The sequence below is a fragment of the Mycolicibacterium baixiangningiae genome (assembly GCF_016313185.1).
Taxonomy (GTDB): Bacteria; Actinomycetota; Actinomycetes; order Mycobacteriales; family Mycobacteriaceae; genus Mycobacterium; species Mycobacterium baixiangningiae.
Genome location: NZ_CP066218.1, coordinates 5129410 through 5152923 on the forward strand (window position 1 = coordinate 5129410; position 23514 = coordinate 5152923).

20 protein-coding genes and 1 pseudogene are annotated in these 23514 nt (G+C 66.4%); 14 read left to right on the forward strand and 7 right to left on the reverse strand.

All coding sequences use genetic code 11. The annotated features are described in order from the left end of the window. Positions 1 to 119: 119 nt before the first annotated feature. The 8 genes and pseudogenes from I7X18_RS24340 to I7X18_RS24375 all read left to right on the forward strand — a co-directional run bounded on the left by I7X18_RS24340 (position 120) and on the right by I7X18_RS24375 (position 8457). Positions 120 to 1295 (forward strand): steroid 3-ketoacyl-CoA thiolase, encoded by a 1176-nt coding sequence (locus I7X18_RS24340; protein ID WP_193046552.1) that lies wholly within the window; start codon positions 120 to 122, stop codon positions 1293 to 1295. A 9-nt stretch (positions 1296 to 1304) separates the two neighbouring features. Further along, positions 1305 to 1682, forward strand: a pseudogene (locus I7X18_RS24345) (hypothetical protein); the annotation flags it as partial. Positions 1683 to 1697: 15 nt separating this feature from the next. Further along, entirely contained in the window at positions 1698 to 2198 is a 501-nt protein-coding gene (locus I7X18_RS24350) for a nitroreductase family deazaflavin-dependent oxidoreductase (RefSeq protein ID WP_193046864.1), read from the forward strand. A gap of 185 nt (positions 2199 to 2383) precedes the next feature. Continuing rightward, a complete protein-coding gene (locus I7X18_RS24355; protein ID WP_232375320.1) occupies positions 2384 to 3088 on the forward strand; it encodes an aldo/keto reductase in 705 nt (234 codons plus the stop codon). Beyond that, positions 3085 to 4740, forward strand: coding sequence for a GMC oxidoreductase (locus I7X18_RS24360; RefSeq protein ID WP_193046554.1), 1656 nt, complete (start codon positions 3085 to 3087; stop codon positions 4738 to 4740). The genes I7X18_RS24355 and I7X18_RS24360 overlap by 4 nt, the downstream gene beginning before the upstream one ends. Before the next feature lie 66 nt (positions 4741 to 4806). Then, positions 4807 to 5697, forward strand: coding sequence for a glycosyltransferase family 2 protein (locus I7X18_RS24365; protein WP_193046555.1), 891 nt, complete (start codon positions 4807 to 4809; stop codon positions 5695 to 5697). Continuing rightward, positions 5694 to 6848 (forward strand): hypothetical protein, encoded by a 1155-nt coding sequence (locus I7X18_RS24370; protein ID WP_193046556.1) that lies wholly within the window; start codon positions 5694 to 5696, stop codon positions 6846 to 6848. The genes I7X18_RS24365 and I7X18_RS24370 overlap by 4 nt, the downstream gene beginning before the upstream one ends. Before the next feature lie 4 nt (positions 6849 to 6852). Then, the gene (locus I7X18_RS24375; protein WP_193046557.1) at positions 6853 to 8457 is read left to right on the forward strand and encodes a right-handed parallel beta-helix repeat-containing protein; all 1605 of its coding nucleotides are present in this window, start codon (positions 6853 to 6855) and stop codon (positions 8455 to 8457) included. Positions 8458 to 8472: 15 nt separating this feature from the next. Here the strand turns inward: I7X18_RS24375 and I7X18_RS24380 are convergent, their stop codons facing one another. Then, complete coding sequence (locus I7X18_RS24380) at positions 8473 to 9792, reverse strand: O-antigen polymerase (protein WP_232375321.1); 1320 nt, start codon at positions 9790 to 9792, stop codon at positions 8473 to 8475. Positions 9793 to 9794: 2 nt separating this feature from the next. Next, complete coding sequence (locus tag I7X18_RS24385; RefSeq protein ID WP_193046558.1) at positions 9795 to 10991, reverse strand: hypothetical protein; 1197 nt, start codon at positions 10989 to 10991, stop codon at positions 9795 to 9797. Between the two features lie 511 nt (positions 10992 to 11502). On the opposite strand from I7X18_RS24385, the gene I7X18_RS24390 reads away from it, so the two are divergent. Together I7X18_RS24390 and I7X18_RS24395 are read left to right on the forward strand one after the other, a co-directional pair. Further along, positions 11503 to 13419 carry a cellulose biosynthesis cyclic di-GMP-binding regulatory protein BcsB gene (locus I7X18_RS24390; RefSeq protein ID WP_198730474.1) on the forward strand — a complete coding sequence of 639 codons (1917 nt, stop codon included), beginning with the start codon at positions 11503 to 11505 and terminating at the stop codon, positions 13417 to 13419. Positions 13420 to 13425: 6 nt separating this feature from the next. Then, positions 13426 to 14739, forward strand: coding sequence for a hypothetical protein (locus I7X18_RS24395; RefSeq protein WP_193046560.1), 1314 nt, complete (start codon positions 13426 to 13428; stop codon positions 14737 to 14739). Here I7X18_RS24395 and I7X18_RS24400 read toward each other — a convergent pair. From I7X18_RS24400 to I7X18_RS24420, 5 genes are all read right to left on the reverse strand, one after another. Further along, entirely contained in the window at positions 14676 to 15803 is a 1128-nt protein-coding gene (locus tag I7X18_RS24400; RefSeq protein ID WP_193046561.1) for a glycosyltransferase family 4 protein, read from the reverse strand. The genes I7X18_RS24395 and I7X18_RS24400 overlap by 64 nt on opposite strands. A 2-nt stretch (positions 15804 to 15805) precedes the next feature. Continuing rightward, entirely contained in the window at positions 15806 to 16750 is a 945-nt protein-coding gene (locus tag I7X18_RS24405) for an NAD-dependent epimerase/dehydratase family protein (protein WP_226863720.1), read from the reverse strand. 24 nt (positions 16751 to 16774) lie between these two features. After that, positions 16775 to 17908 carry a glycosyltransferase family 4 protein gene (locus I7X18_RS24410; RefSeq protein ID WP_193046563.1) on the reverse strand — a complete coding sequence of 378 codons (1134 nt, stop codon included), beginning with the start codon at positions 17906 to 17908 and terminating at the stop codon, positions 16775 to 16777. A 296-nt stretch (positions 17909 to 18204) separates the two neighbouring features. Then, complete coding sequence (locus I7X18_RS24415) at positions 18205 to 19110, reverse strand: SDR family oxidoreductase (protein ID WP_193046564.1); 906 nt, start codon at positions 19108 to 19110, stop codon at positions 18205 to 18207. 14 nt (positions 19111 to 19124) lie between these two features. After that, positions 19125 to 19901 (reverse strand): SDR family oxidoreductase, encoded by a 777-nt coding sequence (locus tag I7X18_RS24420; protein WP_193046565.1) that lies wholly within the window; start codon positions 19899 to 19901, stop codon positions 19125 to 19127. Positions 19902 to 19966: 65 nt separating this feature from the next. Between I7X18_RS24420 and echA20 the strand changes: the two genes are divergently transcribed. From echA20 to ipdC, 4 genes are read left to right on the forward strand one after another with little or no spacing between them, the layout of a single operon-like run. Then, a complete protein-coding gene (echA20, locus tag I7X18_RS24425) occupies positions 19967 to 20725 on the forward strand; it encodes a (7aS)-7a-methyl-1,5-dioxo-2,3,5,6,7,7a-hexahydro-1H-indene-carboxyl-CoA hydrolase (RefSeq protein ID WP_193046566.1) in 759 nt (252 codons plus the stop codon). Between the two features lie 34 nt (positions 20726 to 20759). Further along, positions 20760 to 21647: a cholesterol ring-cleaving hydrolase subunit IpdA gene (ipdA, locus tag I7X18_RS24430; protein ID WP_193046567.1), complete on the forward strand. Its 888-nt coding sequence runs from the start codon at positions 20760 to 20762 to the stop codon at positions 21645 to 21647. Next, complete coding sequence (gene ipdB, locus I7X18_RS24435; RefSeq protein WP_193046568.1) at positions 21644 to 22405, forward strand: cholesterol ring-cleaving hydrolase subunit IpdB; 762 nt, start codon at positions 21644 to 21646, stop codon at positions 22403 to 22405. Before ipdA ends, ipdB begins: the two co-directional genes overlap by 4 nt. Next, positions 22402 to 23472: a (3aS,4S,5R,7aS)-5-hydroxy-7a-methyl-1-oxo-octahydro-1H-indene-4-carboxyl-CoA dehydrogenase gene (gene ipdC, locus I7X18_RS24440; RefSeq protein ID WP_193046569.1), complete on the forward strand. Its 1071-nt coding sequence runs from the start codon at positions 22402 to 22404 to the stop codon at positions 23470 to 23472. Before ipdB ends, ipdC begins: the two co-directional genes overlap by 4 nt. Positions 23473 to 23514 lie beyond the last annotated feature (42 nt).

Genomic DNA, 23514 nt, shown 5'->3' on the forward strand with positions numbered 1-23514 from the left:
TCAATACACAACGTGGTCTAGTGCCGATTAGGACCATTCAAACATGCCTTCTGCGCAGATCAAAGGCACGGCTGCATAGTCGCTTGTCAGACTAATGAAACGTGTTCTAGCCTGGCTGAATGGGTAACCCTGTCATCGTTGAAGCCACCCGCAGCCCCATCGGCAAGCGGAATGGATGGTTGTCGGGCCTGCACGCGACGGAACTGCTCGGCGCGGTGCAGAAGGCTCTGGTGGACAAGGCACGGGTCGAGTCCGGCTTTGATGCAAGCCAGGTCGAGCAGATCATCGGCGGTTGCGTCACCCAGTACGGCGAACAGTCGAACAACATCACCCGCGTGGCGTGGCTGACGGCCGGCCTGCCCGATCACGTCGGCGCCACCACCGTGGACTGCCAGTGCGGCAGCGGCCAACAGGCCAACCACCTGATCGCCGGGCTGATCGCCGCCGGCGCCATCGACATTGGCATCGCCTGCGGGGTGGAGGCGATGAGCCGGGTCGGGCTGGGCGCCAACGCCGGACCGGACCGGTCGAAGATCCGCGCGGAGTCGTGGGACATCGACATGCCCAACCAGTTCGAGGCCGCCGAGCGCATCGCCAAACGCCGCGGCATCACCCGCGAGGACATCGACCAGCTGGGGTTCGCCTCGCAGGCCAAGGCCAAGCAGGCGTGGGCCGAGAACCGCTTCGACCGCGAGATCTCCCCGATCGTGGCGCCGGTGCTCGACGAGAACAAGCAGCCGACCTCCGACCGCGCACCGGTCTCCAAGGACCAGGGCCTGCGCGACACCACCCTCGAGGGGCTGGCCCAGCTCAAACCGGTCATGGACGGCGGAATCCACACCGCGGGCACGTCGTCGCAGATTTCCGACGGCGCAGCCGCGGTGCTGTGGATGGACGAGGACAAAGCGAAGGCGCTGGGCCTGAAACCCCGCGCCCGGATCGTCAGCCAGGCGCTGGTCGGCGCGGAGCCGTACTACCACCTCGACGGTCCTGTGCAGTCGACGGCCAAGGTGCTCGAGAAGGCCGGGATGAAGATGGGCGACATCGACATCGTCGAGATCAACGAGGCGTTCGCCTCCGTCGTCCTGTCGTGGGCGCGTGTGCACGAAGCGGATATGGACCGCGTCAACGTCAACGGCGGGGCGATCGCGCTGGGGCATCCGGTCGGCAGCACCGGCAGCCGCTTGATCACCACGGCGTTGCACGAACTCGAGCGCACCGACTGCAGTACCGCGCTGATCACCATGTGCGCGGGAGGGGCCCTGTCGACGGGGACGATCATCGAGCGGATCTGACCGATTCCGATGATCCCCACCGCGGACCGCATCGCTGCCGCGCAGGCCTACATCACCGCGCTGGCCAGCCACCGGGCCGATGAAGTCCCATTCGCGCCCGGCTGCACCCGCGTCGAGGTCGGCCTCAAGACCGGCTTCTCGGGAGACCAGTTGCGCCGCAGCCTCAACCGCGGTCTGCAATACCGGGTGATCCGGGCGGTGACGTCACCGGAGTTCACCGTCGACGGTGACACCGTCGGTGCCCGGTTCGAGCTGTCGACGAAACCGTCGGTGGCCGGCCGCAGCATCGGTGCCCGCATCGACGAGACGTTCCTCATCCCGGCCGACGATCCGTCCGGGCGGGCGCAGATCCACCGCATCAAGGCCTCCATCCGTCCGTTCCTGACCGATGAGGTGCATACCATGACCCAGCCTCCGCGCCCGCTGAGTCCCAAGCAGGTCGAAAGCCTCAACTCGACGGCCGTCGGCGTCGGCATCAAGTGGATGTCGAAGCTCAACACGTGGGTCTACAAGGTCACGGACGGGCGGATCGGCTACAACTGGCGTCTCGGGTCGAACCGGTTCTCCGCGCCTCCCCCGGTGGGAATCCTGACGACGATCGGTCGCAAGTCCGGCCAGCCCAGGGAGAGCCCGCTGCTGTTCCTGCGCGAAGGGAACCGCGTCGTACTCGTCGCGTCGCAGGGCGGCCGTGCCACAAATCCGATGTGGTACCTGAACATTCAGGCCAATCCGCAGGTGATGTTTCAGATCAAGAACGAGAAGCTGGCGTTGGTCGCACGTGAGGCTACCGACGTCGAGCGCGACGAGTACTGGCCGAAGCTCGATGCGATGTATCCGGATTTCGTGAACTACCGCTCCTACACCGACCGCCAGATTCCGATTCTGATCTGCGACCCCGCCTGAATCGGCGTACCCGCCGCTCGAGCGGTTGACACTGCAAAGACGGTGTGGTCGAGTTAGCTGTGGGGATCGAGAAGTCCGGTATCCAGTGTGCGAGGACGACATTGCCCAACTCCGGTCTGGAGATCTCGCGGATCGGACTCGGCTTCGCGCACGCACATCTGATCGATCCGGCAACCCGGGCGGCGTTGGTCGACCGCGCCCTCGCACTCGGCATCACCCACTTCGACACCGCACGCCTGTACAGCGATGGATTGTCCGAAAGAGCGCTGGGCGATCTGCTCGCTCCACGCCGGGCGGCAGTGACGATTTCGACCAAGTTCGGCCTGTTGCCCACGCCGCTGGTCGGGTCGATGGGCAAGGCGGCCAAACCAATACGCAAGGTGCGGACTTTAGCCGACAGATTGAGGCTCGTGCCGTATCCGCTGCGCTCCTACTCGGCAGCGACGATGCGCAAGTCGCTGAAAGCGTCACTGCGCGCGTTGAAAACTGACTACATCGACATCTACGAAGTGCACGAACCGCAAGCCGACACCGTGCTGTCCGACGAACTCGTCACAGAGTTGGAACGCGCGAAGGCAGCCGGCACAATTCGCTCAATAGGGGTGTCAGGCAATGAGATAGACGCGGTGGTGCAACGGTACCGGGGTGTCTTCGATGTGATCCAGGCCGCCGAGTCGAGCTGGGACGCCGCACTCTGGGTGCCCGACATCACCCACAGCCTGTTCTCCGATACGGCGAACCGGTCGTCCAGCACCCTGCCTCCCGGCTCGATTCGCAAGATGCTGCATGAGGCGCTCGTGCGTCGGCCCGAGGGAGCCGTCATCGTGCAGACCCGAAGCCCCGAGCGGCTGACCCAGCTCGTGGAGTTCGCGCAGCAACAGGCGCGATGACGGTCAGGAAACTGGTCGACGCGACGACATCGTCGACGCCGTCGTCGATCACGCTGTCGAGCACTGTCTGCATCATCGGCGGTGGCATCGCGGGTTTGACCGCAGCGGTACGACTCGCGCGCGACCCCCGGGTGCGCGTCGTCGTGCTCGAAAGCGGCATCGACAAGGACGATCCGGACACACTCGCGCTCGACCACATCGACAACCCGCGGAAGAACTACGAAGGCAGCCTGCGTTCGCGCGGCCTCGGCGGAACGTCCCGGCGATGGGACGGCAAGCTGCTTCCCTTCTCGAGCGGCGATACGGCTGAGCGTCCATGGGTCGGTCTCTCGGCTTGGCCGTTCGACGTCGCCGAACTGGATCGCTACGTGAGCGAGATCGAAAGGCTGATGGGCGTCGACCGGGCCTCCTACGAGGAGGACATCGCGCCCCTGCTCGACCCGAGCGGGCTGCTACCGCGTGACGATTCCGACTTCCGGCAACGCTGGGCGAAACGACCATCCAAAGCGAACCTGGACCTTGCGCATGTGCTGCGCGATGACATCGCGACACGGGACAACCTCGACATCTGGCTGGGGGCGACGGTGTCGACGTTCGGCTTCGACCCGTCCGGTAGCCGGTTGGCATTTGTCGTCGCAGTCGACCGTCACGGTCACACATTGACGGTCACCGCCGATGAGTTCCTCATCGCAGCGGGTGCACTCGAGTCCACGCGGCTGCTGTTGGTCGCAGACCGCCAATCCGGGGGCGTGATCTCCCGCGACAGCGACGCTCTCGGCCGGTATTTCAACGACCACTTCGGGATCGAGGTCGCGGCTGTGCGACCGATCGATCACCGGCGAACGAATATGGCATTGGCGGACCGCTGGGTGCTCGGCCCGAATCGCCACCTGCATTTCGAGCTCAGGCGGGCCGTGCAGGAAGCAGGCCGCATCGGCAGTGCGTACTTCGACTTCGTCGTGGAGGTGCCCGAGACGTCAGCGCTGACCCAGGCGGAGTCGGCGGTACAGGCGGCCAAGCAGCGCCGTGTCCGCATCGCTGTGAGGTCGGCGGCCGCGGCGCTGACCGACCTGCCCACCTTGACGCGCATCGTGACGTGGCGGTATCGGGACAAGCTGAGGTATTGGCCGCCCCACCCGAGCGCGCGCATCAAGATCTGGATCGAACAGTTGCCTCATCGGCGCAACCGCATCGTGCTTTCCGACTGCGTCGATGCGCTCGGCCAGCCGTTGTTGCGACTCGAATTCGAGAAGACCGACGACGAGGAACGCGCCTTCCGCTTCACCGTGGAGAAAGTGCGTGCGTTCTGGGAGCGGCACATGAGCGGCCTCGCCACGCTCGACTGGATTCCGATGGTCGACGATCCGCACGGGCGTCTTGTCGAACTGTCGGCGGAGTTGGCCCATCCAGCGGGAGCGACCCGCATGGGGCTGGACCCCGCCACGTCGGTCGTGGACCCCTGGTTGCGTGTGCACCGCGTCTCCAACCTCAGCGTCGCGAGTTCTTCGACTTTTCCCTCCTCGGGCAGCGCCAACCCGACCTTCATGATCATGCAGTTGGCGATGCGCGCAGCCGACGCAATAGCGACCCGTCTCCAACCGCAACCCGACTCGCACGAGGCGCAACCGACGAAATCCCATACGGCGACATGATCATGACGGTTGCCGCACACCGATGTTCCGCAGCCCGTCAGCAAACGTCGATTAGGCTCAGTGCATATGACGATCGATGCGAATGCAAAGTTCGGCGTCGCCATCTCCACCGTCGGTCGGTGGGGTCCGCTCAAAGATCTACTCGGTGACCTGGTGACCCAGCGCCACCCACCGGTTGCGGTGGCGATCGCCCACCACGACGAAGCCCACGCCGCCGACCTGGCCGATACCGTCGGCATGTTCGCTGATGTCCTAGACATCCGCACCGTCGTCAGCCCTCGCGGAATCTCCAACGGACGCAATGCCGCTGCGGCACTGTTGGGTAACGAGGTCGATTGGCTCTGGTTTCCCAACGACACCAGCCGCGTCCAAGCTGACTTCCTGCAGCGCGCATGCCGTCACTGTGTCCCTCCCACCACCGTGTGCGCGGGACAGATGGTCGACAGCGAGGGCCCTCGGAATCCCCTTCCTGCTGCGGGTAGGACGCTGACGCGGCGATCCGTGTGGGGTGCGATCGAGCCGGCTACTCTGTTCCGCCGCGACGAGTTCATCGCAGCGGGCGGGTTCAATCCCGCATTCGGTACGGGCGCCGACACCCCGTGGCAGTCTGGCGAGGGAATCGACCTCCTGCTGCGGCTGGCCGACCGTCCTGGCTTCGCCATCGAGTGGGCACCAGACATCGAGGTCACTGCACTGACTGAATTCGCCCACCTCCCGGTCCGGGAGCGCAGTAGGAAACAACGCAGCTACGGACGAGGCGCCGGATACGTCCTGCGCACATGGAACTACCCGATCTGGTACCAAGTCGCTCATGTGGCCGCGGCCGCCCTGATGCCGTTGCGAAACCCCGAAAAGTTCAGCGCCCGGGAAAGCTTCGCGTTGATGGTCGGCCGCTTCGAAGGGGTGTTGGGGCGGCCCTTCCCAGGAGACGGCGACCACCGGGCGATCCTCCGATGAAACAAACGCCGGCCCGGCTTCGCGGAATTCCGACCAAGTATGTCGAGGGCGTCGCCCAGGTCGTCGCCGGTCTGGCGCTGGCGGCTTTCCCCGCGTTCTTCCTCGCCATCTACGCCAGGATCGCTCCGATCGAAGACCAGGGCTTCCTCGCCGTCAGCCTCGCCGTCGGGTCATATGTGGGGGTCGTCCTGAGCGCGTTCATCGTTGAGTCCAGGCTGGCCACCCCGGGCGCTCAGCACCCGGTCGCGCTACCGCGATGGATGGCGGTTGTCAGCGCCGCCGGTGGCGGATTGCTGATTCTCGGACCTCCCGTCCCGCCAGCGCCGGTTCTGCTGATCGCCGTGGTCGGACTCACGTCGGGCCTGTTGATGGCGCGATCCATCGGCGTCGTGTCCGGTAGGTGGAAGATGGAGGCGGCGGCGGCGATAACGCTGCTCGTCGGCTGCTGCCTCGCCCTCTTGCTGGCAACGCTGCACAACCCCCTCGGTCTGCGAGTCCTCGCAGGCGGTGCGGTCATCACTGTCGCCATGAGACTGTGGAATGCACCTCACGACGGTCATTCCGGTATTCCGCCGGACCTCAGGCGGGCGGCGTGGGTGAGTGGCGAGACTGCGGTCGTCGGCATCGTCCAACCCGCACTGACAACGCTCATCCTCGTCATCCTCGGGCCCGCCGCCTCTGTCGCCTTCCGGGTCATCTCAACCATCGCCGGAGCACTGGAACCCATCCTCGCCTACGGCCGTCTCCGGCTGCTGGCTTACGGGCACAAAGGCGAGATCGCGGTCATCGCAGTCGCTTTCGGCGGCGGGTTGGCCATGATCTTCTGCGCCGAGGCGCTGGGAGTATGGCGGCTGATCTTCGGGCCAGCGTGGGCCGGTGTGACGGTCACGGGACTGCTCATCGCGTGTCTGTGGAAGGGACTGATACTCGGTTCCACAGTACCGTTCGCGGCGGTGCGCCGGGCCGGTAGGACAACGCTCGTATTCTGGGCGAGGTGCGCCTGCACCGCCATCTACCTGATCCTCGGCGTCGCGTTCGTGATGGTATTCCGCACGAACACGGCCGCTTTCGCCTCGTTCGTCGTGACCGAGGTGCTCAGCATCCTGATCTACTACAGCGTTGCGAAGAGAACCGCATGGAGGAAGCCATGAGCTCATGAAACGCGTGGACGTGAACGTCTCCAGACGCCGCTTCATCTGCGCGCTACCCGCAGCGGTTGCGCTGGCGGCATGCACCCAGCCCGAGACCCCGCAGCGGCACGTCATCGATGTCCGCGATCACGGTGCGGTCGGAGACGGGATCGCCGACGATTCAGCTGCAATTCGCGCCGCTGCGGCAGCACTGGAGCCGGGCAGCACGCTTGTGTTCCCGCAGGGTACCTACCGATTCGCCGAGCAGCGCCCACAAACGGGTGCGGCGGTCCGCATCGACGGAATATCCGACCTCGTGGTCGAATTCGAGCCCGGCGCCGAACTGTTGATGGACAACGTCGACCCGGCGACCAACCTGGGAACGAGCCACGGCTTCCTCATACATGGCCCCGCCGCGAATATCGCGTTCCGAAACGTACGGATCCGATGGGCACACCGCGCATCGCGCTCGATGGGCGACGGCATTCGAATTCTCGGCTGCCCCACCGACTCCCAGCCACCCGCCGGATGGGACGGCCCACCGCGACCGGTCAACAACATCGAGTTGACCAACTGCGAGATCCGCTCGAGCCCGCAGACCGGCGCCATCATGAACGGTGTCTCCGACATCACCGTCACCGGGCTGCGGGTGCTCGACACCGCCGCCGACGGTCTCCACTTCAACGCCTGCCGCCGGGTCAAGGTCGACGACTACGTTGCCAGGAACAACGGAGACGACGGTCTGGCGCTGGTCACGTACTTCGCCGACGAATTCTCCTACGACCGAGCTGCCGAGACGTTCGCGTTCCCCACCCTCACCGACTGGTCCAACGCCGATTTCACCGCAACGAACGTCGATGTGAGCGAGGGTCTCGCCAACGGCGCGCGGATCGCCGGCGCCCACCGCGTGTCCATCCGAAATTTCACCGCCACCCGCAAGCCCGAGGGATCCGGCGTGACTGTGGATTCCGCAACGGTCGAATCCGACCCGATCTGGCATTACGTCGCTTCCCGTGACATCCGCCTGGAGGGCATCACCGTGGAGGAGTGCAGTATCGGGATCCAAGTGCTGGCCCGGCCACCGGCTGATGCCATCGATCCCCGTTTCACGGATTTCGACGTCGAGGTCGTTGACGCGGTCTTCCGCAATTGCACCAACTGGGGACTACAGGCCGAGTCGCTCACCGATCAGCGTGTCACCGGACTGCGGTTGGGCTCGTGCACCGTAGAGGCCGTGTCGACCGAAGGCGGCCGGGGCGGAGTCGGTCTGCACAACGCCGACAACATCACGCTCGGTTCGGTGTCGGTCACGCACGCCCATTCCGTCACCGCGTTCCTGTCCGATCGCAGCGACCGGCTGGCGATCGACCGTCTGCAGCTCACGATCAACGGTCCCGCACAACCCGACACTCCTCTGGTTCCCTGCGCGCACTTCGTGGACAGTGCGGGCACCGTCGACGTGATGGACGTGACCTGGCAGCAGGCGCCGCAGGACTGGACCCCGGTTCAGGTGACCAGCTCCGGCGTCGCGTGCGTCGCCCCCGACGCACCTGCTCCGCCGCTTCCGGTGGCCATCCGGTCCCTGACCGTCGTACCGCCGAGGCCGGGCAGCGCGATCGCGACGTGCTGACCGGGTCATCACCGATCAGAACGGGGCGGCCCTCTCGTCCACGCGGCACCAGAGCAACGCCGCGACAGCGCACGCCCAGGTGAGCAACAGCAGGAATATCACGAAGCCGTAGTTCACGATCTGGGTGCGCCATATCTCCGAGAGTGCGTACGCCATCACCCCGGCCGATCCCGCGACGACCACCCCGTAGCGCACGAGTCGCGCGAACAGATAGCCGGCAACCGAATACAGCAGGATCGCGTAGACCCAGCCCCACATCCCGTAGATGGCATAGGTGTCGGCGAAGACAGAGTTCGTGGTGAAGTTCGACTCCAATACGACGCTGTACCCGTAGAAAGCGCCTTCGCGCAGACCGTCTTCCTTACTGACCTTGGTGAACTGCAGGAATGTCGGTTGCGCCGCATTGATCGAGTCGATCCGGTGTCCGGTCTGCTCCCAGGAACCACTCATCACCGCCTCGGCCACTCCAAGCGACACCTGGGCGGGAGTGGCCAGGTAGGCACCCATCTGATAGAGGTTCATCTCGAATGGGTTGGCAACACCGGCATCCCGGTAATAGTTCGCGTTGCGAATGTAATTGAGCCCGGTGAGCACCCCGAAGCCCACTGCTCCGATGACGATGAGCGTCATCCACCGGCGCCCTCGATTCAGCCGGACACGTTTGGACGGCACCCTGCTGACCACCATGATGGTGACGAACACGAACGCGGCCATGAACAACGAAAGACGCGATGCGATGGCGGCATTCAACACCAGGAGCAGGACCGAAAGCGCCATCAAGTGAAACCCGATGACCTTCTTTCGCCACAGATAGATGCCGACCGGTGCGGCCAGAATCGTCGCTGAACGGAGCGTCTGTATTCCGGCGTAGCCGGGCAGCGAGGTGGTGAACTGATTACTCTGCGTCGTCAGCGAATCAAGAATGGACTGCGAACTGCCGATTTTGTAATAGGAGTACAGCACTCCGACCAGTGCGGCGGCCAGGACCAGGAGAAAGTACCGCTTCTCGAAGTTCGGGCTGCTGATCCGTTCGACGGTGGCGGGGTCGAGCTTCTTGTCAGTGCCCAACCGCCACCCGATCGTCGCCACCGACACCGCCGCGGCGTACCAGACGACCAGTAACACGATGCCCGACGCACTCGTCGTCGACGGTTCGGCGAATCCGGACAGCTTCGCCCACGAAGAGGTTCGTTCACCGAACTCGCGCCAGCCGACGAGGCCCATCCATGCCAGGAACGACATCGTGACGGGGAGCAACATGAAGAACGCCGGCCTGAACCACCACCGTCCGGCCAGTCCGGGCCGCACCGGCTGCGGTTCGGCCTCAATGGTCACCGCTACGCGTCCGCACGTGCGGGTTCGGCGGGGCTGTCCCGTTGCGTGGGGCCGAAGCTCCACCAGGGCCGATAGGTGAAGGCCGCGACAAGCGGTACGGCAAGCGACGCTGTGGCGGCGCGGACGGCCAGCACCTGCGTCACGGTGTCGACCCCGAGCCGTCCGACCAGCACGACGCAGGTCGCCGTCCCGAGGACACGGGGAACCAACGGTGAGCCGCCGAGAGCGCCCGCGTCGACGACGGCCGACCCGGCGCAGCTGTCGAGGACCAGCGATTCGTCGGCGGCGTCTCCGAGGGAGATGGTCGTGACCGGTCCGTTCTCCGCGGCCGCCGACGACAACAGGGTGGACACCCGTGCCGCGCCGGATGCCGATGAAGCGCCGAGGACGACCACGATGCGGTCTACGCCCGGCGCGTCCGGCAACTGCGCCCACAACGTTCGGGCCAGCGTGGTGTCGTCTTCGTTGCGGCGTCTTCCTTGCCGCAGATTCACCGCGGGGATCAGGATGCCGTCGACGGACTCGGCCACCTCGGGGTCTGACGACAACACACCCGCCCGCCGCCGGCGGCCCATCAGAACCAGCGGCAACGCGGATCCGGCGAGCAGAGCGCCGAGCAGCGCGCCGATCGTTGCGCGATGTGCGGTATCCGCGTTGACAGTTGGCGTCTGCAGCACGGCGGCGCCGCTCGACGCCGCCTGGAGCATCACGCTGTTCCGCAAGCCGTGGATCGTCTGGACGCGATCTGGGCCGGCCTCCTGCTCCCAGCGGTCGAGAACCGGCAGCACCACGCGCAGCTGCTGATCGGTGCGCTGAGCGAGTTGGGTCCGGTACAGCTCGACTGCCGCGGCGACTGTTCTGATGGCATCGCTTGCAGTGAGCGCGGTGCTGGTGATGGTCACCACTGTCGTCTCGCCGTCCTGCATGACATCGAGATCGGCCGGCTCGGATTTCCCCAGTTTCTCCGCGACTTCCTGGGCGAAACCACTCCCCGACAGGTAGGCGACCTCCCCGGAGGCGTAACTCCGCAGATTCTCCTGGGTGTCGGGGGTGCTCTGACTCGCTCCTCCGGCCACGGCCACCAGGTTCGGTGGTTGATCGATACGCAGAAGCGCGGTCGCGGTGGCATCAGTGCCGAGCAACCGGAAGACCGTGTGACCGATGAGCGCCCCGGCAACGACGCCGACCAAGGCCGCCACCATGAGCTTCGTCGTCCAAGCGCGACCTTCGATCGAGGCGAGCGACGATAACGTCGTCTCAGACGCCGCCCGCGCATTGGCAGACAAAGTCACGGGCCTCCATCCTGAAGGGTCGCAATGAAACTAGATAGTAGCGGTATTGGCGTCCCACATATTCGGGCAACGCTGCCGCGACCCCCCGCACTCGAATTACCCTCCCATGGCTGCTTTTACGGGCACGCGAATATCGGCAGCCCGGCCATCTCCGCGGTGCGCACCCGAGTCCTTGCGCTTGGCGTCGATGTGACCTTTGCGGCGGTATAGTTCAGCCACTGTCGAGAGTCCGAGCTCCGAACCGAAAGCGGAACAGCGTGCAATCACTGGGATCAGGAAGCCCGCGGTATTCGTGGACATCGGCACGGTGAATGCAATTCGGGCGGATCCAGCGCACTCCGTCCCCGCACAAAGTCGCCCACCCGTCAACGTTGCGCGCAAACGTCCCGTGGCACGGTCGTTAATCACCGCGTTTTTGTTGGCTGTCGCACCGTTGTTCGGCACCGTGACGCTACCGAGCGCACACGCGCAACCCGAACCACCCGGCGAGGTCGTGCTTTCGTTCCCGACCGTCGGCGTCAGTCCGCGACTCGAATTGGGCAACAACGTCGCTTCGGAGGTGAACCTACCGCTGCCGGCCGGGATGTCAGCGGTCCGACTGCGCGGTGTCATCCGCGACCAGGCGAACCTCGGAGCAGGTTTCCTGGAGGTCACTGACGACAACGGAACCTTCCTCGGAATGGTGGAGATACCACCGCGTTCAGCGCGACCCGCCCCCCTTCCGTTCGACATCGACATCTCAGGCGCCCGCCCGAAGGGTTCCTCGCTGCCGCTTCAATTCCTGGTCCGCACCAACGACATCCCCGCGGACTGTGGCCCGGCCCAACAGCTGGTCGTCACCGACCTCGCGGCCGTGTACTCGGGCGACGAACCCAGCCCGGTTACGATCGCGACGTTCTTCCCGCCGGTGTTGCAACGTGTCACCGTCGTCGCGCCCACTGACGCCGACCCGTCCGAGCAGCAGGCGGTCTTGACGCTGGTTTCCACGCTGACCCGTCTCTACAACCCACAGCCGGTGCAGGTGCGGGTCATCAGCTCACCGCGCGGCACCGCGCCACCGCCAACCGGTCCGATGGCGCGCGCGGTCGTCGTGGAGCGCGGATCGGCGGGCCTCGCCGTCGAAGAAGCAGGCAACCCGGGCGCATTTCTCCGTGTGTCCGGGAGGGGCGACGAGCTCACGGCGCAGATCTCACTGCTCGACAACGAACTCCAGTCGCTGGCACAGGTGACCCGGGCGCGCGTAGACCAGTCGGCGTCGCACCAGCTGCCGACCGGAGACACCCTGACCTTCAGCCAGCTGAACCTCGAGGGCCGTGCAGGTGTGTTGCGGCGCAGTACGTTCAACATCGGCGTCGACCGCGCCGCGCTCGGTGGCGGGCGGATCGCCGGGGTCGGTGTGAACCTGCTCGCCGACTACACACCGGTAGCCGGCGGCGATGCGGCGGCGCTGACGGTGCGCGCCCACGACACGGTCGTCTACACGGCACCGCTCAATGCCAGCGGTCGCGTCGATGCGACGTTCGATGTCCCGAGTCAGGCGCTGACACAACGGGTCGCGTTGGACTTCGAGATCACCTACACGCCCGGGCAGGAGTGTGGCCCGCTGATCGCGCCGATGGAGTTCGCCGTGGACCCACGGTCGACGCTCCAGCTCGTCCGCGGCGGGCCGCCGTTGGGTGGATTCGGCGCGCTGCCGTCGGAATTCAGCCCGAGGTTCTACGTCGCAATGGACGGCAGCGGGCAGGAACAGCTCGGTCACGCGGCCGCCGTCGTCGCGGCCGTCTCCAGGGCAACGTCGACACCGATGACACCGCAGGTGGTCGACGTCAAGGCCGCTGCGGAAGCGGATTCGGGTGCATTGATCGTCGCCAATTCGGTTGCGGTCGAGCAGACGTCGCTGAACCCACCGATCGGCGGCAATCGCTCGGCCATCGATGTCGGCCTGCCGCAGAACCTGCGCGCCGACATCGCCGACGGTCTGGGGTCGATCCAGGTGTTCGCGGACCCACCGCGTGATCGCACTGTCGTCCTGGTGACCACGACCGATGCCTGGACGTTGGTCGATCCGCTCTTCGGGTACCTGGACGGTCTGGCGGGCGGCTGGAACGATCTCCGCGGCGACGTGCTCGCCGCGGGCGCGGCGGGTACCCCGGTCGATCTCACGGTCAGGGCCGGTGGCAGCGATCCGTTCGAGCCTCCGAACGTCGTCGAGCATCGGGCACCGTGGCTCGGTATCGGTATCGGTATCGGTCTGGCGGTCGTCGCGGTGTGCACTGCGACCGTGGGTCTCCTGCTGTGGCGGCGCCGACGAACTGATGCCGCCGAAAGGCCGTAGCTCGCAATGTCTACGGAAGCACGTACCGCGTTGACGCCTCCGGTGGCGACGCTTGTGACGTTCGAACGGCAGATCCGCCGTCCGCGGCTGATTCTGACCGCAGTCGCCTGCACCGTCGTCGGCGCGGTGCTCGGCGCTCTCCTGTTCGCCCTGCGAGCGCCGGATGTCACAGCCACGGCATTCATCCGGATCACCCAACCGGCCGATCTCGCCGCGGTCGCGAGCGGTGCCGACTACTCGACCCCGGACACCCAGGCGGCGACCGAATCGTACGTCGCCGGCGAGGTCGCATATCTGTCCGGTGAGGGTTTCGCGCAAGCCGTGAGCACGGAAGCCGGGGACACCGAGGTGGTGGCCCAACAGGTGGGTGGTTCCTCGGTGGTCGAACTCAGCAGCGTCGCGACATCGGAGCACGACGCCAGGGCGGCCGTGCAGACCGCGATTGACGTGTACGGCCGGGCCGTGAAGGAACGCGCCGACGGTCAGTTGCGCTCTGTGCTGCCCACCCTCGACCAGTGGCAGACGGCGGCCACCCTCGACCCGCTACGGACTGCCGAGATCGCGAGGCTCAGGGAGGGCATCCTGGTGCAGGCGCAATCAGCGGGCGCGGTCACGGTCCTGCAGCCCCCGACAGTGGATGACAACCCGGCCGCCGAATGGATCACCGGAGCGGCGGTCGGGGCCGTGGGACTGGGCGGCGCCGTCGCCGGGTTGTCCTTGGCCCGCCGCAGGCGCTCACCCTCACTGGTCTCGCAGATCGCCCAGGCCTCAGACGGAGTGCTCATCCCGCCGGTGAACCTCCGTCTGCCCGAGTCCGCAGGCTGGGGCGCGCCCCAGGTCGCACTGGCCAGGACACTGTCAGCGCAGATCGGTGCTGCGAACACCCACCGAACGGTCGTCATCGTGGGCCTCACGCCGGAATCCGGAACCGACGTCGTCGCAGCACTTCTGGAGGTCGCCGCGGCTGACCACCGGCCGTCCCGGGACCCGGATGATCACTTGACCTCGATCATCGATGCGGGGGCCATCGGCACCGAGCCACTTTCTGACCTGCCCATTGAGGCCGCGACGCACATCGTGGTCGTGGTGCGCATCGACGTCGACGACGCCGCCGCCGTTGTACCCGTCTTCTCGGCTGCAGCCGGCTACGGCGTTTCGGTGTTGGCGGCGTTCACCTTCCGGCCGTGGTGGCAGCGTCGTAGGACGATCGCCCGGCCGATGCGCCGCACAGAGACGGGCGCCGCCCACAGACGTGATCAGCCGACGGCGAGTTCGGCGGCCACCGCTTCCGCTGCCGTCTCAAAGGCGATGCCCGACTGACGCGCGGTGACATGCGCCCACCCCCGCGCTGCCAGATCCGCTCTGGCACTGTCGTCGAGGCAGTACTTGGCGAGCAGCACCGCCAGAGCCCGATAATCACGGGGGTCGAAGTACTCGGCTCCGTCACCGCATGTCTCCCGCAACGCCGGGATGCCGGACGCCAGAACCGCAGTGCGCGACGCCATCGCCTCGATCGGTGGCAGACCCGCACCTTCGTGTAGCGAAGGCATCACCAACAGATCGGCCGATGCCACCAGGGCGCGCAGAACATCGAAGTCGAGCCGGCCCATCACCTCGACGCGGGCGCCCTGCCGGGCGGCGAGCTCGGCGACACGTTCGTCACCGGCGCGCAGCGACTCACCGCTGCCCGCGATCACGATCTTGGGCGGAATATCCTGCGCCACACCGGCGTATGCTTCCAGCAACAGTGGAAGATTCTTGTGCCATTTCGCGTTGCCGACATATAGGATGTACCGACCGGAGACCGGCGACAGTCCGGGATCGACCGGCTTGAACCATTGGTCATCGACGGGAATGGGCGTCACCATCACCGGTGCGGCAGGTGCCATCCTGGTCAACGACGACGCCGTCGCCTCAGAGGGCGCGAAGATCTTGCGACACATCCGGACGTCGAGGCGCATCATGGCCCGCGCATACATCCGTCGGGCGAAATTGTGACCGCTGACCTCCCGGCTCATCACATGCAATGTGTCATGCACCGTGCTGAACAGCATCGGTCTCGTTCCCGTCATGCGTAGTGCGGCGAGCGGGAACGGATAGTGGGGGGTCCAGAAGCCCTGTGGTCGAGTGCTTTTCAATACGCGATCCCAGACCCGTTGCTCGGCCAGTGAATACATCGGTGCGATCTCCCGTTCGACGATGGTCGTCGTGGAGTCCCGCAGTGGGGGCACGGCGCGTTCGGCGACCAGCACAGCCAGTGACATCCCGCGAGAGGCGAACGTCTCCTCCAGATGCGGCAGGAGGGTGGCGATATAGGTGCCGATACCGCTCTGCCGGATGTGCCGGGCATCGAACAGGAGATCGATGCGCTCACGTCCGACCATGGTTAGGTCAGGCGTCCTTCCAGTGCGGGGAGGAACTCGGGGTTGTCCCACATACGCTTCAGCGTTTCGTCGAGCCCGTGTACAGGGCTCCAGTCGAACACCTCGCGGATACGGGTGATGTCGGCGCCGAGGAACGGCCGGTCGACAGCGCGCATCCGGCGTTCGTCCTGGCTTACCTCGAACTGGAGTCCGAGCACCGACTTCATCCGCTCCACGATGTCGTTGACGGAGTACTGCTGTCCGCTGCCGAGGTTGACCACCTCACAGCTGCCGGGCTCCGGCGCGGCGCCGAGAGCGGCGGCCGCGAATCCTCCTGCGGCGTCGAGGACGTCGATGTAGTCACGCTTGGGCCACGTGTTTCCCAGGGAGATGGCTTCCGGGTTGTTCCGCAGCTGCGCCACGATCGCGGGCAGCAGATGCGGGTTGGTCTCGCCCGGCCCGATGACGTTGAACAGGCGCACGATCACACCCGCCAGGCCGCGGTTGGCGGCCAGCGTACGCAGGTAGTCTTCGCCGTGCTGTTTTGTGAAGCCGTAGATGTCGACCGGTGCGACCACCGATTCGTGCTCGCGGTGCGCCGCCTCATCCGGTTGGTAGACCGCTCCGCTGCTGGCGAATACGAACCGGGTGCCCTCCGGGCAGGGAGCCAGGAGGTTGACCGTTCCCGCGACGTTCGTCGCGACGGCGTTGGCGGGATCCTTGTCGCACTCGGGTATGTAGTGGATCGCGGCCAGGTGCACGATGACGTCAGGGGCGAACTCCTCGATCAGTTCCCGCGTGGCCGCGGCATCGCGGATGTCGATGCGGCGGAAGGCAAAACCTTCCGGTTCGCCTGCCAGCCAGTCGGGCGTGCCGTAGCGCAGCAGGTCGGCGACCAGCAGATCGGACCGATCGCGCAGCGCGCGCACCAACTCCTTACCGACGAAACCCGCTCCGCCCGTGACCATGATCCGCAACTACGTTCCCCCTCGTCAGCGTTGGTTTCGCCGCGTCACTGCGCGGGCGTGTTCTTCGAGCGTCGTGGCGATGCGCGACCAATCCAGCGAGTCGGTGCCGGCAAGACCTGCCCGGGAGAACCGATCCCACTGCGCTTCGGCCTCGTGCAACCCATCCGCGAATTCCGCGGGTTCGGTGCCGCAGACCACGCCGGCACCGAACTGCCGGACCACGTCGCGCGCCCCGTTCTCGGTGAAATCGGCCGTCACGACGGGCAGGCCGCTGGCCATCGCCTCGGCGATCACCCGCGGAAAACCCTCCCGGCGGCTCGGCATTCCCAGGATCGCCGAGCGGGATAGCAGGTCGATCTTCTGCGCCTCGTCGACCGGGCCCAGGACGCGCACCCGGTCGGCCACCGGGGACTGACGCGCGGAGGACTCGATGTCGGCGCGGGCCGGTCCGTCCCCTGCGATCACCAGGTCGCCCGCGAATCCTCGCTCAGCGGCCAAGGCGAAGGCGTCGATGAGCAATGGCAGATTCTTGTGCGGCGCCAACCTCCCGACGTAGAGCACACCGGAGCGCTCAGCCTTCGGCGCAGACCTGTACCGCCTCGACTCGATTCCGCTGGGTAGGACGCCACAATCCTGTCGGGACTGCTGACGTATCGACGCCGCCACCGCCTCGCTGACGGCGAAGTTCATGCCGACCCGTTTCGGCAGCTGCGCTTGGAGGACGCGCAGCAGCCGGTCTTCCCGGATCTCGCACCAGTGCACGGCGCTGCGGGATTTCACGGCGGCCGGTAGCGCCGGGACGTGCATGAGCGGCCACTGGTTCAGCAGGAAGAAGTCGTATCGGTTCCACGTCGCCAGCCGTCGCACTCCGGCGCTGTACTTCACGATGTCCGACCAATTCCTGCGCATGTCGGCCAATTTGGGAGTCTTGTAGTGCCCGCCGTTCGGATGACGGCGGACATGGACGCCGTTCACCACCTCGGTGTCGGCGAGCCCCGGTTGGTGGCCGATGCAGTGGACGTCGACATGGTGCCCACGTCTGACCATCGCTTCGGCCAGCTCCTGGAAGAAGACCTCCTGACCGCCGACGCTCGGATGGTAGAGCTCGGTCAGGAACCCGAACCGCAGAGCCGATCCATGGTCCGGTCGCGATGGCATCCGTTGAAGCCCCCCGTAGCTCGAACCTCACGCTGCCACCGGATCTCCCAGTTCGTCCGATGGCGCGGATTCGGAATCCCGATCGTACCCGCGATCCTTGCCCATGCAAGGGCATTGCTGGAGGTCGGTGTTTTCCGCGGTCGCCGGATGCGGCTCGGCCAGCTGGATCGAGGCGACAGTCACTGGACGGCTATGTCGCCCAGTCCGTCACCGCTCGTCGAATGTCCGACGTCATGGACCGCAGCGGACAGCTTGGAGATTTGCTGGTATGCCCGCATCAGGCCATTGGCTGCGCGTCAGGCGCCGTACACCGGCACCGGCGGATGTGACTTGGCGAGCAGATCTTTCACGACCGGCGCGAGTTCGGCGGGATCCCACCGGGCACCCTTGTCGACCTGCGGACCGTGCGCCCACCCTTCAGCGACGCGAATCTTGCCGCCCTCGACCTCGAACACCTTGCCGGTCACGTCGCGGGACTCGACGCAACCCAGCCACACCACCAGTGGTGAGACGTTCTCCGGTGCCATGGCGTCGAATTCGGCATCCTGGGTCGACATCATGTCGGCGAACACCGTCTCGGTCATCCGGGTACGGGCCGACGGTGCGATCGCGTTCACTGTCACGCCGTAGCGGCCCATCTCGGCCGCGGCCACCAGCGTCATCGCGGCGATACCCGCTTTGGCGGCACTGTAATTGGCCTGCCCGACGCTGCCCTGCAGCCCGGCACCGGAACTGGTGTTGACGATGCGGGCGTCCACGGTGTTGCCTGCCTTGGACTGTGCCCGCCAGTACGCCGCGGCGTGTCGCATGGTGGCGAAGTGCCCCTTGAGGTGGACGGCGATGACGGCGTCGAATTCCTCTTCGCTGGTGTTGGCGAACATCCGGTCGCGGACGATGCCGGCGTTGTTGACCAGGACGTCGAGCCCGCCAAAGGAGTCGACCGCCGTCTGGATGAGGCCTTCGGCCTGACCCCAGTCCGCGACGTTGGCACCGCTGGTGACGGCTTCGCCACCGGCGGCGGTGATCTCGTCGACGACGCTCTGCGCGGCGCTGCCGCCCCCTGCCGGGGACCCGTCGAGGCCCACACCGATGTCGTTGACCACCACCCGCGCGCCTTCTGCGGCGAATGCCAGCGCGTGCGCGCGGCCGATCCCGCCACCTGCGCCCGTCACGATGACCACACGGCCGTCGAGCAGTCCCATATGCGTGTCTCCTCTTACTGTTTGATGTCGGCGGTGGTGGCCGACAGATAGTGCGGGGGTTCGCCGCCGCCGTGCACTTCGAGTGATGCGCCGCTGATGTAGGACGCCACATCGGAGGCGAGAAACGCTGTCGCCCAGCCGATGTCGGCAGGCGCGGCCAACCGGCCCAACGGCACGTTGCGGGAGATGGCGGCGATCGACTCGGCGTCACCGTAGAACAGTTCTGACTGCTCGGTCTCGACCATGCCGACCACGACGGAGTTCACGCGCACCTTCGGCGCCCACTCGACGGCGAGGGTGGTGGTCATGTTCTCCATACCGGCCTTCGCCGCGCCGTAGGCGACGGTGCCCGGTGTGGGCCGTCTGCCGCTGACGCTGGTGATGTTGACGATCGAGCCGCCGGCCTCCTGGGTCTGCATGACGGCGTTGGCGTGCGTCGACACCGACAGGGCGCCCAGCAGATTCAGCTCGACGATCTTCCTGCTGAACTTGGCCGAGGCCTCGGCGGCGGGCACGTAGGGCGAACCGCCCGCGTTGTTGACCACCACGTCGAGGCGGCCGTGCGCGCCGACGATGCCGTCGATCAGCGCCTCGACCGCGTCGTCGTCCCGGATGTCGCAGGGGCGGAACTCGTACGGGCTGCCCTCGACCGGCCGGCGGGCGCAGGTCACCACCGTGGCGCCCTGAGCTGCGAAGACAGCGCTGATACCGGCACCGACACCACGGACGCCGCCGGTCACGAGCACCACCCGGCCGACGAGTCCGAGATTGATTCCAGCAGCGTCACTCACTGTGCTAGCGTACCAAGCAAGTGCTTGCTTAGGTAGTCACCCCAGCAGTCAGCTCAGGAGTTCGCATGTCCATCAGCACCAAGACCGTGGAACCGGGCATCGTCTCGGTCACCGTCGACTACCCGCCCGTCAACGCGATCCCGTCGCGCGGCTGGTTCGAACTCGGCGACGCCATCACCGCCGCGGGCCGCGACCGCAGCACCCACGTGGTGATCCTGCGGGCCGAAGGGCGCGGCTTCAACGCCGGTGTCGACATCAAGGAGATGCAGAACACCGAGGGCTTCACCGCGCTCATCGACGCCAATCGCGGTTGCTTCCACGCCTTCCGCGCGGTGTACGAGTGCGAGGTGCCCGTCGTCGCCGCGGTCAACGGATTCTGCGTCGGTGGCGGTATCGGGCTGGTCGGCAACGCCGACGTCATCGTCGCCTCCGACGACGCGAAATTCGGACTGCCCGAGGTGGAAAGAGGCGCACTGGGCGCCGCCACGCACCTGTCGCGGCTCGTGCCGCAGCACCTGATGCGCCGGCTGTTCTTCACCGCCGCCACCGTCGACGCCGAGACCTTGCACCACTTCGGCTCGGTGCACGAGGTCGTCCCGCGCGCCGACCTCGATGAGTCCGCGCTGCGGGTGGCCCGCGACATCGCCGTCAAAGACACCAGGGTGATCCGCGCGGCCAAGGAGGCGCTGAACCTCATCGACGTGCAGCCGCCCAACGCGAGGTACCGAATGGAGCAGGGTTTCACGTTCGAGCTGAACCTGGCAGGCGTGTCCGACGAGCACCGGGATGCGTTCGCCGGGACTGACAAGGGCGGGAAGGCATGATTCGGCGGGCACGAGCGAAGCGAGCGGGGAAGAGATGAGCGACAAGACAACGACTCTCGACGAGGCCGTCGCATCGATCGAGAGCGGTATGACCATCGGCCTCGGCGGCTGGGGTTCGCGGCGCAAGCCGATGGCCTTCATCCGGGCGCTGCTGCGCACCGATGTCACCGACCTCACCGTCGTCACCTACGGCGGGCCGGACCTCGGACTGCTGTGCTCGGCGAACAAGGTCAAGCGGGTCTACTACGGGTTCGTATCGCTGGACTCGCCGCCGTTCTACGACCCGTGGTTCGCCAAGGCGCGCACCACCGGCGCCATTGAGGCACGCGAGATGGACGAGGGCATGTTGCGGTGCGGTCTGCAGGCCGCCGCGCAACGTCTTCCGTTCCTGCCCATCCGCGCTGGCCTCGGCAGCGATGTGCGCACGTTCTGGGGTGACGAACTCAAGACGGTGCGCTCGCCCTACCCGACGGGTCAGGGTTATGAGGAACTGGTCGCGATGCCTGCGCTGAACCTCGACGCGGCGTTCGTGCACATGAACCTCGGTGACACGCAGGGGAATGCGGCCTACACCGGAATCGACCCCTACTTCGACGACCTGTTCCTGATGTCCGCCCAGCAGCGGCTGCTGAGTGTCGAGCAGGTGGTCTCCACCGAAGAGCTCATCAAGGCCGTTCCCCCACAGGCGCTTCTGGTGAACCGGATGATGGTCGACTCCGTCGTCGAAGCACCCAACGGTGCGCACTTCACCATGGCCGAACCGGATTACCGCCGCGACGAGAAATTCCAGCGGCACTACGCCGAGGCTGCCGGCTCCGACGAGACGTGGGCCACCTTCGTCAGCACGTACCTGTCCGGTAGCGAGGCCGACTACCAGGCCGCGGTCCGCAAGTTCGCCGAAGAGCAGGGAGCCGCGAAATGACCAGCGAAACGACCACTGTGACCCGCGCCGAAGTGTGCGCCGTCGCGTGTGCCGAATTGTTCCGCGGCGCAGGCGAGATCATGGTCAGCCCGATGGCGAACATGGTGTCGGTCGGCGCCCGCCTTGCCCGGCTGACGTTCTCCCCCGACATCCTGCTGACCGACGGTGAGGCCCGCCTGCTGGCGGACACCCCCGCACTCGGCGCGACGGGTGCCATCGAAGGCTGGATGCCGTTCGGCCGCGTCTTCGAGACGTTGACGTGGGGGCGACGCCATGTCGTGATGGGCGCCAACCAGATCGACCGGTACGGCAACCAGAACCTGTCGGCCTTCGGCCCGATCCAGCATCCCAAGCGGCAGATGTTCGGCGTGCGCGGCGCCCCGGGCAACACCATCAACCACGCCACCAGTTACTGGGTCGGCGGCCACAGCACGCGGGTGTTCGGCGATTCGGTGGACATCGTGTCGGGCGTCGGGTGGGACAAGGTGGACCCCGACAACCCGGCGTACCGGTTCCTCAACGTGTACCGCGTCGTGAGCAATCTCGGCGTCTTCGACTTCACCGGGCCCGACCACCAGATGCGCGCGGTGTCGCTGCATCCCGGCGTCGATGCCGCACAGGTCGCCGAGAACACCTCCTTCGAGATCCACGGTCTGGACTCCGCCGAGGTGACGCGTGAGCCGTCCGACGAGGAGCTACGCCTGATCCGCGAGGTGATTGATCCGAAGTCGCTGCGGGACAGGGAAATCCGGTCGTGACCCGTCTTCGCACGGCGCTGACCGAGCTCGTCGGGATCGACCATCCCGTCGTGCAGACCGGCATGGGCTGGGTGGCCGGGGCGCGGCTGGTGTCGGCGACGTCGAATGCGGGCGGTCTGGGCATCCTCGCGTCGGCCACGATGACGCTCGAGGAACTGCAGACGGCCGTCACCAAGGTCAAGGCCACCACAGACAAACCCTTCGGCATCAACATCCGGGCCGACGCGGGTGACGCGAACCAACGGGTCGACCTGCTGATCCGCGAGGGCGTGAAGGTCGCGTCTTTCGCGCTGGCGCCGAAACCCGACCTCATCGCACGGCTGAAAGAGGCCGGCGTCGTGGTGATCCCGTCGGTCGGCCTGGCGAAGCACGCCAAGAAGGTCGCCGGCTGGGGGGCCGATGCGGTGATCGTGCAGGGCGGTGAGGGCGGCGGCCACACCGGCCCCATCGCGACGACACTCCTGCTGCCGTCGGTACTGGACGCCGTGGCCGACACCGGGATGCCGGTGATCGCCGCCGGTGGCTTCTTCGATGGCCGTGGGCTCGCGGCGGCCCTGTCGTACGGTGCCGCTGGAGTTGCCATGGGCACCCGCTTCCTGCTGACCTCGGATTCCACGGTGCCCGACGCCGTCAAGCAGCGGTACCTGCAGGCCGCACTCGACGGCACCGTGGTGTCGACCCGGGTGGACGGGATGCCGCACCGCGTACTGCGGACCGGACTGGTGGAGAAACTCGAGAGCGGTTCGCCCGTGCGCGGCCTCGTCGCGGCGGTGGGCAACGCGCAGAAGTTCAAGAAGATGTCGGGCATGACGTGGCGTTCGATGGTCAAGGACGGCCTGGCCATGCGCCACGGCAAGGAGCTGACCTGGTCGCAGGTCGTGATGGCGGCCAACACCCCGATGCTGCTCAAAGCCGGCCTGGTCGAGGGCAACACCGATGCCGGTGTACTGGCGTCGGGTCAGGTGGCGGGAATCCTCGACGATCTGCCGTCGTGCGCCGAATTGGTGCCGTCGATCGTCGACGACGCCGTCAAGCACCTCCAGGCGGCCGCGGCACTGGTGGAGTAGCCGCTCGTCGATGTAGCTCACAGCTGAATTCGCCTCCAATTA

Excerpts from the sequence above, each read along its gene's own strand:
- echA20 (WP_193046566.1), top strand. The coding sequence starts at position 19,967 with ATGTCCATCAGCACCAAGACCGTGGAACCGGGCATCGTCTCGGTCACC.
- I7X18_RS24405 (WP_226863720.1), bottom strand. The coding sequence starts at position 16,750 with ATGGTCACGGGCGGAGCGGGTTTCGTCGGTAAGGAGTTGGTGCGCGCG.
- I7X18_RS24375 (WP_193046557.1), top strand. The coding sequence starts at position 6,853 with ATGAAACGCGTGGACGTGAACGTCTCCAGACGCCGCTTCATCTGCGCG.
- I7X18_RS24365 (WP_193046555.1), top strand. The coding sequence starts at position 4,807 with ATGACGATCGATGCGAATGCAAAGTTCGGCGTCGCCATCTCCACCGTC.
- I7X18_RS24340 (WP_193046552.1), top strand. The coding sequence starts at position 120 with ATGGGTAACCCTGTCATCGTTGAAGCCACCCGCAGCCCCATCGGCAAG.
- ipdA (WP_193046567.1), top strand. The coding sequence starts at position 20,760 with ATGAGCGACAAGACAACGACTCTCGACGAGGCCGTCGCATCGATCGAG.
- I7X18_RS24415 (WP_193046564.1), bottom strand. The coding sequence starts at position 19,110 with ATGGGACTGCTCGACGGCCGTGTGGTCATCGTGACGGGCGCAGGTGGC.
- I7X18_RS24395 (WP_193046560.1), top strand. The coding sequence starts at position 13,426 with ATGTCTACGGAAGCACGTACCGCGTTGACGCCTCCGGTGGCGACGCTT.
- ipdB (WP_193046568.1), top strand. The coding sequence starts at position 21,644 with ATGACCAGCGAAACGACCACTGTGACCCGCGCCGAAGTGTGCGCCGTC.
- I7X18_RS24360 (WP_193046554.1), top strand. The coding sequence starts at position 3,085 with ATGACGGTCAGGAAACTGGTCGACGCGACGACATCGTCGACGCCGTCG.
- I7X18_RS24400 (WP_193046561.1), bottom strand. The coding sequence starts at position 15,803 with ATGGTCGGACGTGAGCGCATCGATCTCCTGTTCGATGCCCGGCACATC.
- I7X18_RS24410 (WP_193046563.1), bottom strand. The coding sequence starts at position 17,908 with ATGCCATCGCGACCGGACCATGGATCGGCTCTGCGGTTCGGGTTCCTG.
- I7X18_RS24370 (WP_193046556.1), top strand. The coding sequence starts at position 5,694 with ATGAAACAAACGCCGGCCCGGCTTCGCGGAATTCCGACCAAGTATGTC.
- I7X18_RS24350 (WP_193046864.1), top strand. The coding sequence starts at position 1,698 with ATGACCCAGCCTCCGCGCCCGCTGAGTCCCAAGCAGGTCGAAAGCCTC.